Below are 11794 nucleotides of genomic sequence, written 5' to 3' on the forward strand. Positions count from 1 at the left end.
CATGTGGCGCCACCAGCTCTGCTTCGCCCGACAACCCATGCTTCGCGTGCCAGAATCCCCGCCGTGACCAACGTCGTGGAGCAGAGCGTCGAGATCGACGCGCCCGTCAGCAAGGTGTTCGCGTACGTCGACGACTTCACCACGACCAAGGACTGGATGTACGGCCTGACCAAGATCGCCCCGGTCACCGACCAGCTCCACGGCGTCGGCGCCCAGTACGACGGGATCATGAAGGTCGGCGTGCCGCTCAAGGCCCGCATCCGGTGCACCGCCTGGGAGCAGGACGCACTGATCGAGCTGACCTCGGTCAAGGGCATCCAGACCACCCAGCGCTGGAGCTTCACCGACCTCGGCGGCGACCGGACCCGCGTCGACGCCTGGGTCAGCTACACCCTGCCCGGCGGACCTGCGGGCAAGGCGATCGCGGCGGCGGTCAAGCCGGTCGTCGGCATCGCCGTGAAGCACACGAGCGAGACGCTCGTGCGCAACGTGCTGGCTCTCTGAGTCCGCCGAGAAAGTCGGTCGCGCGAGCCAACCGATCCGCTCCGGCCCCGGTCCTGCAGGGTGAGAGACAACGGAGGTGGCGGTGGGCACTCGACGACGAGATGCGGAGTTCACGGAGTTCGTCGCGTCGCGACGGGTGCGGCTGCACCGCACGGCGTACCTGCTGTGCGGTGACCCGCACCGGGCGGAGGACATCGTCCAGCAGGCGCTGGCGAAGCTCTACGTCTCGTGGCCGCGCGTACGACGGGCCGACTCCGTCGACGCCTACGCCCGCCGCAGCGTGCTCAACGCCTTCCTCGATGACGGCGCCCGCGGCTGGCGTCGCGAGGTGGTCGCCGAGATCCAGGACCGCGCGCAGGCCGACCCGCTGACGCACGAGGACTCCGACGCGCTCTGGCAGGCGCTGCGTGAGCTCCCGCCGGGCCAGCGCCGGGTGGTCGTGCTGCGGCACTACTGGGGGCTGTCGGTCGAGGAGACCGCCGCCGACCTCGGCGTCAGCCCCGGCACCGTCAAGAGCCAGACCTCCGCCGCTCTCGCCCGACTGCGGGACGTCCTCGTCCCCGCCGACGCGACAGGAGACCACCGATGACCGAGGCCCAGCTGACCGAGCAGATCCACCGCCTCGCCGAGGGCCTCGAGGCACCACCCGGTGACGCCGACGGCGACCTGGTCCGGGGGCGGGCACGGCTGCGCCGCCGTCGTACGACGCTCGCGGGCGGCGTGCTCACCGTCGCGCTGGCCGGAGGGCTGGCCTGGTCCGCGCTCGACACCGACAGCGCACCTCCCGTGGCGGGGGAGCCGGCGACGATCCAGCCGGGTGCGCCCGCCGACCTGCGGGACGACCTGGAGGCGAGGGTGCGCGAGCTCGCCGCCCCCACGCGCAGCCGGGAGGACGAGCTGCCCGCGATCACGGTGCGCCAGCTCCGGTGGATCACCGATGCGCTGGTGGACCGCGTGTCAGGGCCCCTGGGATGGCTCTCGGTCGGCACCTCCGACTCGTGGCGGGCGAGTGGCGCGGAGGCCTGCCCGCGGGGATGGACGTGCGAGGACGCGCAGGTCCGTGGCGCCGACCGGGCCCGGTGGGCCGAGGCGGGCACGGTGCACCAGCTCGCGGTCGAGGTCGACGGCCACGTCCACCTGTTCACCCTCAACGGGGCCGACGAGCGACCGGCGGAGGTCGCCTGGGGCGGCACTCGCCCTTAACCGCTGACGTGCGGGTGGGAGAATGTCCCCGCTGTGAAGATCTCCTACCCGCCCGACCTGCCGGTCAGTGCCCGCCGTGACGACATCGCCGCCGCGATCCGCGACCACCAGGTCGTGATCGTGGCGGGCGAGACCGGCTCCGGCAAGACCACCCAGCTCCCGAAGATCTGCCTCGAGCTGGGCCGCGGTACGCCGGGCGAGGACGGCCGGCCGCGGATGATCGGCCACACCCAGCCCCGGCGGATCGCGGCGCGCTCGGTCTCCGAGCGGATCGCCGAGGAGCTCGGCACCGAGCTCGGCGACGTGGTCGGCTACCAGGTGCGGTTCACCGACAAGACGTCGAAGCAGAGCCGCATCAAGCTGATGACCGACGGCATCCTGCTGGCCGAGCTGCAGCGCGACCGCCTGCTGCGCCGCTACGACACGATCATCATCGACGAGGCCCATGAGCGCAGCCTCAACATCGACTTCCTGCTGGGCTACCTGCGCCAGCTGCTGCCCAGGCGCCCCGACCTCAAGATCATCATCACCAGCGCGACGATCGATCCTGAGCGCTTCGCCCAGCACTTCGCCGACGTCCGGACGGGCGAGCCTGCGCCGATCGTCGAGGTGTCCGGCCGCACCTATCCGGTGGAGATCCGGTACCGCCCCCTGATGGACCTGCCGGAGGACGACGCCGACGGGGAGCCGATCGTCAGGGACCAGACCGAGGCGATCGTCGACGCGGTCAAGGAGCTCTCGGCCGAGGGCCCCGGCGACATCCTCGTGTTCCTGCCCGGCGAGCGGGAGATCCGCGACACCGCCGAGGCGCTCGCCCCGCTGGGAGACGGGATTCGGGGAGTCGACGTCCTGCCGCTCTACAGCCGGCTCTCGGCCGCCGAGCAGCACCGGGTCTTCGCGCCGGCGAAGGGGTCGCGTCGCCGCGTCGTCCTGGCCACGAACGTCGCCGAGACCTCGCTGACCGTGCCCGGCATCCGCTACGTCATCGACACCGGCGTGGCCCGCATCTCGCGCTACTCCGCCCGCACGAAGGTCCAGCGGCTGCCCATCGAGCCGATCAGCCAGGCCTCGGCCAACCAGCGCTCGGGCCGCTGCGGTCGCGTCGCGGCCGGCATCGCCGTCCGGCTGTACGACGAGGAGGACTTCGAGGCGCGTCCGGAGTTCACCGACCCCGAGATCCTGCGCACCAACCTCGCCTCGGTCATCCTGCAGATGACCTCGCTCGGCCTCGGTGACATCGCGCGCTTCCCCTTCGTCGAGCCGCCGGACCGCCGCAACGTGCAGGCCGGCGTCCAGCTCCTCGAGGAGCTCGGCGCGGTCTCCGCGAAGGGCGATCTGACGAAGACGGGCCGGCGGCTGGCACGGCTGCCCATCGACCCGCGGCTGGGCCGGATGCTGCTCGAGGCCGAGCGCCTCGGCTGCGTGCGCGACGTGCTGGTCATCGTGGCGGCGCTCTCGCTGCAGGACCCCCGTGAGCGGCCCGGTGCCGACCACCCGGTGGAGCAGGCGCAGGCCGACCAGCTGCACGCCCGGTTCAAGGCCGAGCGCTCGGACTTCCTCACCTGGCTCAACCTCTGGAACCACCTGCGCCAGCAGCAGAAGGAGCTCTCCGGCAGCGCCTTCCGCCGGATGTGCAAGCGCGAGTTCCTCAACTACCTGCGGGTGCGGGAGTGGCAGGAGTTCGTCGCCCAGCTGCGCCAGGTCACCAAGGAGATGGGCGTCCGGCTCGAGGCCCCGGGCGACGTCCCCGACGCCGACGGCATCCACCAGGCCCTGCTGTCCGGGCTGCTGTCGCACGTCGGCCTGCTGGAGGAGCGCGAGAAGTCCAGCAGGTCGGGGCCCGGCGCCCGCAAGGACGGCCGGCGCCCGGGACCGCGGGAGTACCTCGGCGCCCGCGGCGCGCGCTTCGCGATCTTCCCCGGCAGCGGACTGGCGCGGAAGAACCCGCAGTTCCTGATGGCCGGCGAGCTCGTCGAGACCGGCCGGCTCTGGGCCCGCCAGAACGCCGAGATCCAGCCCGAATGGGCCGAGCGCCTCGGCGCACACCTGGTGAAGCGGTCCTACTCCGAGCCGCACTGGTCGCGCAAGCGGCAGGCCGTCATGGCCAACGAGCGGGTCACCCTCTACGGCGTGCCGCTGGCCGCGGACCGTCCGGTCAACTACGCCCGGATCGACCCCGAGCTGTCTCGAGAGCTGTTCATCCGGCACGCGCTGGTCCACGGCGAGTGGGACACCCGCCACCACTTCCTGCGCGACAACAAGCGCCTGCTCGAGGAGGCCGAGGAGCTCGAGCACCGCGCCCGGCGTCGCGACCTCGTCGTCGACGAGCACACCCTCTTCGACTTCTACGACGCCCGCGTGCCCGCCGACGCGGTCAGCGGGGCGCACTTCGACCGCTGGTGGCGCGACGAGCGCCGCAAGCAGCCGAACCTGCTGACCTTCGACCCCGCGATGCTCACGCACGACGCCGCGGAGGAGGTCTCTGAGGCCGACTACCCGGAGGAGTGGTCGGTCGCGGGCGGGCTCACCTTCCCGATCAGCTACCACTTCGAGCCGGGCGCCCAGGACGACGGGCTGACGATCGACATCCCCGTGTCGACGCTCAACCGGGTCGACGACGACGACTTCTCGTGGATCGTGCCCGGACTGCGCGAGCAGCTCGTGGTCGAGCTGATCCGCGGCCTGCCGAAGGCGCTGCGGGTGAACTTCGTGCCGGCGCCGAACACCGCGCGCGAGTTCCTCGCCGCCGTACCTGCGGGGGAGGAGGCGCTGCTCGGCGCGCTCGAGCGCTACCTCCGCTCCACGACGGGCATCCACGTGCCGCGCGACGCGTGGGACCTGGCCGCGCTGCCGGCGCACCTCTCGCCGACCTACCGGGTCGTCGACGAGCGCGGCAGGGTGCAGGGCCGCGGCAAGTCGCTCGCCGACCTCAAGGCGCCGCTCCAGCCGCAGTTCGACGAGGCCCTCGCGGCGGTCGCCTCCGACTCCGGGGTCGCGCGCACCGGCGAGACCGACTGGGTCTTCGACGAGATCCCGGTGACCGCGACCTGGACCCGCGCCGGCCACGAGGTCGAGGCCTTCCCCGGGCTGGTCGACGAGGGCACGACCGTCGGCCTGCAGGTCTCCGGATCTGCCGACGAGCGCGACGCGCGCCACCGGCTCGGCGTGGTGCGCCTGCTCCTCCTGGCCCTCGGCAACGGCCCGACCAAGGGCATCGCCGACGCGCTCTCCAACGCCGAGAAGCTCGGCCTCGCCGGCACGCCGTACCCGTCCACGCAGGCGCTGCTCGCCGACTGCCTCCGCGCCGTCGTCGTCGACGCCGTCGACGCCCGCGAGCCGGTCCGCACCCGCGAGGGGTACGACGCCCTGCTCGCCGCGCTGCGCACGAGCGCCGCCAGCGAGGTGCGCGCCACCCTGGCCGAGCTGCTGCGCGTGCTCGAGGTGTGGCGCGAGGTCGACCGGCTGCTCAGCGGCCGCGCCGACCTCCCGCTGCTGCCGGCCCTCACCGACCTGCAGGGCCAGCTCGGCCGGCTGGTCTTCGACGGCTTCGTCGGTGAGGCGGGCACGACGCGGCTGCGACGCCACCGCACCTACCTGGCGGCGATGCGCGAGCGTCGTACCGCGCTCGAGAACGGTGGCCCCGCTGCGCTGGCCAAGGACCGGCAGCGGATGGACCTGGTCCAGCCGATGCAGGAGGCCTGGCTGGCGCGTGTCGACGCGCTGCCCGAGGGGCGCCCGCCGGGGGCAGGGCTGCGCGCGATCCGCTGGATGCTGGAGGAGTACCGCGTCTCGCAGTGGGCGCAGCAGCTCGGCGTGGACGGCCCCGTCTCCGACGTACGCCTGCGCAAGGCCTTCGACGCGCTCGGCTGAGCGGTTCGAGGCGGCACCAGGCGGCACCAGGCGGCACCAGGCGGCACTAGGCTGGTCCGATGGCCGACCGCCCCCACCACAAGCCCGTCCCGCGGGAGGCTGCCTTCTTCGACGAGCAGCAGGACGGCGTCGATCCCGCCCTGGTGACCGAGGCCGCCGAGCGTGCCGCGGTGCTGCTGGTCCGCGGCGCCCACGACAGCGGTGACGCCGACGTCGCCGAGCGCCTGGTCCACCTCGCCGACACCGAGGGCATCGAGGCGATCGCGGAGGTCTGGTCGCACGCCGCCGCCGACTCGCTCGCCGGCTGCCTGTGGCGCCTCTACCTCCTCCGGTCGTGGGTCTACGCGGACCCGGCCGGCGTCGCGCGCCAGTTCGACGCGGGCCGGTCGAGCGCGGAGTTCGCCCAGGTGGTCGCGGGCGTCGCCGACCCGCCCGGCCCCGATGAGCTTCGTCACATGGTCGACGAGGTGCTGCGCGGCATCGCGTCGAGCGACTTCGCCGACGTCCTGTTCCGTGCGGCCGCGTTCGCGCGGGTGGTGGCGGCCGGACGAGCCGGTCTGGCGGAGGTCGCCGACGCCGACGTACGCCGCATGCTGGCGCTCGCCGAGCAGCTCGAGGCGGCGGGTCATGTGGAGCTGGCGCGCGGACTGGGGTCGACCGACTAGAGTAGGCAGTCGAGCACGCCGGGTCGCGGCAGCCCCGGGTCCCAAAAACAAGCCGCTACGAGCGGCCCTGCGCCGTGAGGCGCTCCCGGCCCGGTGTGCTCGATCTCCCGGTTCCACCACGAGGCGTCAGCAGACGTCTGGGTAGGGTGGCCGAGGATTCCGCCACGGGCGGGGAGAGCGAGGGAACGCGCGTGGCTCGGTTCGACTGGCGCACGGGTGCCGTGGTCGTCGTCGTCGCAGTGACGGTGCTGATCGGCATGATGGTGCTGGCCGAGGGCACCGAGGAGAAGACTCCTCGCCCGCGGCCCAGCGAGCCGGCGCTGACCGAGCTCGACTTCGCCGTGTGGGGCACCACGGAGGAGATCGCCGCCTACCAGTCGGTGGTCGACACCTACAACGCCAAGAGCCTGGACACCAACGTCACCATCTCGTCCTGGCCGACGGTCGCGGCGATGCTGACCGACGTGCGCTCGGGCAGGGCGAAGCCGGACCTCTACCTGCTGCCGCGCTCCGAGCTGGCCGAGACGATCGCGGAGAAGCGCAACCTGCCGCTGCTCGACCTCGTCGCCGAGCGCGAGATCCCGATCGGTGACGACTTCGCCCGGGAGGCCGTCGAGGCGTTCTCGGTCGACAACGACCTGCAGTGCATGCCCTACACGGTCTCGCCGATGGTCATCTACTACAACACCAAGCTCGTCGACTTCGACGCGATGGCGGCCGAGGACCTGCCGGTCCCGAAGCCCGACCACCTCGCGTGGAACTTCGCCGAGTTCAGGGCGGCCGCCGAGTTCGCGAGCCGCCCGCGCCTCAACACCCGCGGCGTCCACATCGACCCGACCCTGCGCGGGCTGGCGCCGTTCATCTACTCCGGCGGCGGCCAGGTCTTCAACGAGGCCGACGAGCCGACCAGCCTCACCCTCGGCGAGGACGGCTCGGTCGACGCCCTGCGCCAGACCCTCGAGCTGCTGCGCGACCCGCGGCTCACGCTGTCGACCAAGCAGCTCGCGCAGCGCCCGGCGCTGAAGTGGTTCGAGCGCGGCAAGCTCGGCATGATCGCCGGCTTCCGCAACCTCACCCCGCAGCTGCGGGCATCCGGCGTCGACTTCGACGTGATGCCGATGCCGAACCTCGGCTCCGCGCAGACCGTCGGCGACCTCAACGGCATCTGCCTGTCGCGCGGCAAGGCCAGTCGCACCGGTGCCGCCGCCAACTTCCTGAGCTATCTCGTCGAGGACGACGCCGTCGGCACGCTCGCCGAGACCGGCTACATCGAGCCGGCCAAGCGCACGGTCGCCCTGAGTGACCAGTTCCTGCAGCCCGACCTGATGCCCGAGCACGCGGTGGTCTTCACCAACGCGGTGCGCAGCATCGTGCCGTCGCCGCTCATGCAGCAGGGTGCCGAGCTGCGCGCACTGGTCGACCCGGACATCGAGGACCTGCTCACGACGCCGTTCTTCAAGGACCTGCGGGAGTCCCTGCTGGCGATCGACGAGAAGTCGCGCTCGCTGCTCGACCCGGACTACGAGCCGTCGGACGCACCGTCGGAGGGCTCGTCGGACGGTACGTCGCCGTCGGGCACCGCTTCGTCGTCGGCGTCCTCCTCGGCCACCGACGACCGCGAGCGCGACTGACGCTTCGGCGCCTCGGCGTCGAGGATCGCCCGGCTCAGCGCCGGCGCGGTCAGCCCGACCTGCCAGCTGCGCGCGCCCAGGGCGTGGAGCTGGTCGATGACCGCCTCCAGCAGCTCGACGGGCTCGCGGGTGCGCGGCGGCGTCCACATCGTGCGGCGCAGCGTGTCGGGAGTGAGCAGGTTCTCCAGCGGGAGGGAGTGCTCCTCGGCGATCTTCGCGATCGCGACCTTGGCCAGGTCGAGGCGGCGGGCGGCGACGGGGTCCTTGTCGGCCCACGCACGCGGCGCCGGCGGACCGTCGCCGTGCGAGACCCGGGTCGGCAGCTCGTCCTCGGGCATCTCCGCGGCCTCCTTGACCGCGGCCAGCCACTCGTTGGCGTAGCGCGACGCCCCGCGGCCGTGGAAGCCCTGCGTGGACATCAGCGCGCCGCGGGTGGTCGGCATCGCGGTCGCCGCGGCGACCAGCGCCGAGTCGGGGATCAGCCGGCCCGGCGTGACGTCGCGCTCCTGGGCGATCCGGTCGCGGGTCTCCCACAGGGACCGCACCGCGCCGAGGGTACGGCGCCCGCGGACCTTGTGCAGGCCCGACGTACGCCGCCACGCGTCCACGCGCACGGTCGGCTCGAAGCCGCGCAGGTTCTCGAACTCCTGACGCGCCCAGTCGGCCTTGCCGGCCTCCTCGAGCTGGGCGGCCAGCAGGTTGCGGAGCTCCACCAGGACCTCGACGTCGAGGGCGGCGTACTCCAGCCACGGCTCGGGCAGCGGCCGGGTCGACCAGTCGACGGCGGAGTGCTCCTTGAGCAGCTGGCGCTCGAGCAGCACCTCGACGAGGGTCGCGAGCCCGACGCGCGGGTAGTTGAGCAGCCGCCCGGCGAGCTCGGTGTCGAAGAGCGCGGCCGGGCGCAGGCCGACCTCGGCGAGGCAGGGCAGGTCCTGGGTGGCGGCGTGCAGGATCCACTCCGCGTCGCCGATCGCGTCGGCCAGGGGAGTGAGGTCGCCGAACGGGATCGGGTCGATCAGACCGATCCCGGCGCCGTCACGCTTGACCTGGATCAGGTAGGCGCGGTTGGAGTAGCGGTAGCCCGACGCCCGCTCGGCGTCGATCGCCACCGGACCCGACCCGGCGGCGATGGCGGCGCAGTAGGCCGCGAGCGCGTCGGGGGTGTCGATCACCGGCGGCAGGCCGTCGGCGAGGGTGAGCAGCTCGACGGGAGCTGTCTCCTCCACGTCGTCGTTGCCCGGCTCCTCCGGCTGCTCAGCCATCAGACGGCGCCGCCCCGCTGGCCACGACGGGAGGGCATCACGGCCACCCCGTCCGGCACCGGCTCCAGGCCCCCGGCGGTGCACATCAGCTCGCCCCACGCCTCGGCGTGGGCGGTCAGGTCGGTGGTCTCGACGGGCGTCCAGGAGGCACGGATCTCCAGCTGCGCGCTGCCCGCCTCGCCCGCCATCGAGCCGTAGCTCTCGGTCGCCACCCGGGTCACGGTGCCCGACTCGGCGACGTACTCGGCGCCGTGCGCCTGGAGTGCGTCGGTCAGCCAGGTCCACCCGACGTCGGTCAGCAGCGGGTCGGTCGCGAGGTCGCTGTCGATCTCGGCGCGGCAGTAGGCCACGCACCGGAAGGTGCCCTCCCACGCGTCGTTGCCCGCCGGGTCGTGCAGCACCACGAGGCGTCCGGTCGCGACCTCCTCGTCGTCGACGGTGACGTCGGCCGACAGGGCGGTGGCGTACGGCGCGATCCGCTGCGGCGCCGGCATCTCCTCGCAGAACACCTCGGGCCGGAAGGTCGCGGCGCGGAGGCTGTCGACCGCCTGGGTGAACTCCCGAGGGGTGCCGGCAGCGCCGGACCCCTGGTGCGTCTCTTGCCGGGCGACCATGAGGTCACCCTAGGCCCGACTGGCCGGATCGATGTGCGTCCCACGCCGTTCACCTGAGACGCTGACCCCGTGACGACTGCACTCCGCGACTCCGCGTTCCTGAAGGCCGCCCGCGGGGAGGCCGTGCCGCACACCCCGGTGTGGTTCATGCGGCAGGCCGGGCGCTCGCTGCCCGAGTACCTCAAGGTGCGCGAGGGCGTCGGCATGCTCGAGTCGTGCATGAACGCCGAGCTGATCACCGAGATCACGCTCCAGCCCGTGCGCCGGTACGGCGTCGACGCGGCGATCTTCTTCTCCGACATCGTGCTGCCGCTCAAGGCCGTCGGTGTCGACCTCGACATCAAGCCCGGTGTCGGCCCGGTCGTGGCCGCCCCGGTGCGCACGCTCGACGACGTCGCGGCGATCCCGGACCTCACTCCGGAGCAGATCCCCTACATCACGGCGGCGGTGCAGAACCTCGTCGGCGAGCTGGCCGGCATCAACGGCGGGACCCCGCTGATCGGGTTCGCCGGGGCGCCGTTCACGGTGGCGTCGTACCTCGTCGAGGGCGGGCCGTCGAAGGAGCACGCCAAGACGAAGGCGCTGATGTTTGGTGCACCCGACGTGTGGGACGCGCTGATGCGCAAGATCTCCGACATCTCCGCGGTCTTCCTCGAGACCCAGGTCGCCGCCGGCGCGTCGGCGATCCAGCTGTTCGACTCGTGGGCCGGCGCCCTGACGCCGGGCGACTACGTCCGCCACGTGCAGCCGCACTCGGCGCGGGTCCTCGCGCGGGTGGGTGAGCTCGGGGTGCCGAAGATCCACTTCGGCGTCGGTACGACGAACCTGCTCGACCTGATGGGGGAGGCCGGTGCCGACGTCGTCGGCGTCGACTGGCGCACCCCCCTCGACCGGGCCATCCCCGTCGTGGGCGACCGCTCGGTGCAGGGCAACCTCGACCCGACGCTCGTGTTCGCGCCGACCGACGTGATGACGGCGCGCGCGGCCGAGGTGATCGAGGCTGGACGAGCGGCGCGCGGTCACATCTTCAACCTGGGCCACGGGGTCATCCCGTCGACCGACCCGGACCAGCTCGCGCGGCTCACCGAGTTCGTGCAGGGCTACCCGCTGGGTTGAGCCGCGCAGTGGTTGAGGTGCGATCTCGGGCAGCGACCGTCGCCCTCGCTGGTTGAGGTGCGAGGCGCCCTGGCGCCGAGCCTCGAAACCTCTGTGGTCGGTGCTGGGACTTCTCCTTCGGGTTCCGTTGGTCGCGGGGTCGGGTTTTCAAGCGGCAGCGACGAGAGGGCTGGGTGGATGGGCGGGTCCGCCGGTCGGCTTGCAGACCAGCGCATGGGCCCGGAACCCGCTAGAACACTGGCCAAAGTGCCCTGTGGAGAACCCACTCCCCAGTAGCGTTCGAACAGGCGTTCGAGTAGAATGGACCCATGATCTCGGACCCCTCGACCCACGCCCCGGCCTCGTTGCTGGCGCGCGCCGAGGACCTCGTGACCGAACGCCGCCTGGTCGAGATCGAAGCACTCCAGGTCCTCCTCGAGNCTGTTCTCCGGCGACCCTCAAGCCGAGCCCGGCGCCGTGCCGGTCCGGCGCGGTGGACCCAAGCTGGTCCACCCCGGCGGCGAGGGCACCCCCGGCATCAGCGACCTGGCGTTGGACGAGATCGCCATCGCCCGCTGCGAAGGCGTCGGCGCCACCCGACGGGCATTGGCCGACGCTCTGGACCTGCGGCACCGGCTCCCGCTCGTGTGGGCAGGCGCCCAGAAGCTCGAGTGTGAGACCTGGGTGGTGCGCCGTGTCGCGGCCCTGTCGCGCAAGCTCACCCGCGACCAGGCCCGGATCGTCGATGTCGCGGTCGCTGCAGCGTTGGGTCAGGCACCGAACCGGATCCTCGCGATCGCCGAGGCCAAGATCATCGAGGCCGACACCACCACCCAGCAGGACCGCATCGAACGCAACCAGCGACACAACGGGGTCTGGTACTCCCAACCCAAGCCCGGCGACCAGATCGCCGACGTCGACAACGCCGCGGGTGTCGCGACCGCCTACGC

9 protein-coding genes are annotated in these 11794 nt (G+C 72.4%); 7 read left to right on the forward strand and 2 right to left on the reverse strand.

All coding sequences use genetic code 11. The annotated features are described in order from the left end of the window. The first annotated feature begins 63 nt into the window (after positions 1-63). From ASE20_RS20810 to ASE20_RS20835, 6 genes are all read left to right on the forward strand, one after another. Positions 64-504, forward strand: coding sequence for an SRPBCC family protein (locus ASE20_RS20810; protein ID WP_056896496.1), 441 nt, complete (start codon positions 64-66; stop codon positions 502-504). Between the two features lie 82 nt (positions 505-586). After that, positions 587-1093 (forward strand): SigE family RNA polymerase sigma factor, encoded by a 507-nt coding sequence (locus ASE20_RS20815; RefSeq protein ID WP_056896497.1) that lies wholly within the window; start codon positions 587-589, stop codon positions 1091-1093. After that, positions 1090-1707 (forward strand): hypothetical protein, encoded by a 618-nt coding sequence (locus ASE20_RS20820; protein ID WP_056896498.1) that lies wholly within the window; start codon positions 1090-1092, stop codon positions 1705-1707. Before ASE20_RS20815 ends, ASE20_RS20820 begins: the two co-directional genes overlap by 4 nt. A gap of 33 nt (positions 1708-1740) precedes the next feature. Next, on the forward strand, positions 1741-5577 hold the full coding sequence (gene hrpA / locus ASE20_RS20825) for an ATP-dependent RNA helicase HrpA (protein ID WP_056896499.1): 3837 nt from the start codon (positions 1741-1743) through the stop codon (positions 5575-5577). A 59-nt stretch (positions 5578-5636) separates the two neighbouring features. Continuing rightward, positions 5637-6242: a hypothetical protein gene (locus ASE20_RS20830; RefSeq protein ID WP_056896500.1), complete on the forward strand. Its 606-nt coding sequence runs from the start codon at positions 5637-5639 to the stop codon at positions 6240-6242. 191 nt (positions 6243-6433) lie between these two features. Next, positions 6434-7873 carry an extracellular solute-binding protein gene (locus ASE20_RS20835; protein ID WP_056896501.1) on the forward strand — a complete coding sequence of 480 codons (1440 nt, stop codon included), beginning with the start codon at positions 6434-6436 and terminating at the stop codon, positions 7871-7873. On the opposite strand, the gene ASE20_RS24480 is transcribed toward ASE20_RS20835, so the two are convergent. Further along, positions 7762-9135, reverse strand: coding sequence for a ribonuclease D (locus ASE20_RS24480; RefSeq protein WP_082612720.1), 1374 nt, complete (start codon positions 9133-9135; stop codon positions 7762-7764). The genes ASE20_RS20835 and ASE20_RS24480 overlap by 112 nt on opposite strands. After that, positions 9135-9749, reverse strand: coding sequence for a DUF3000 domain-containing protein (locus ASE20_RS20850; protein WP_056896504.1), 615 nt, complete (start codon positions 9747-9749; stop codon positions 9135-9137). Before ASE20_RS20850 ends, ASE20_RS24480 begins: the two co-directional genes overlap by 1 nt. Before the next feature lie 69 nt (positions 9750-9818). Here ASE20_RS20850 and hemE point away from each other — a divergent pair, with 69 nt between their 5' ends. After that, positions 9819-10865 (forward strand): uroporphyrinogen decarboxylase, encoded by a 1047-nt coding sequence (gene hemE / locus ASE20_RS20855; RefSeq protein WP_056896505.1) that lies wholly within the window; start codon positions 9819-9821, stop codon positions 10863-10865. Positions 10866-11794: the final 929 nt, after the last annotated feature.

Source organism: Nocardioides sp. Root240 (assembly GCF_001428825.1).
Taxonomy (GTDB): domain Bacteria; phylum Actinomycetota; class Actinomycetes; order Propionibacteriales; family Nocardioidaceae; genus Nocardioides.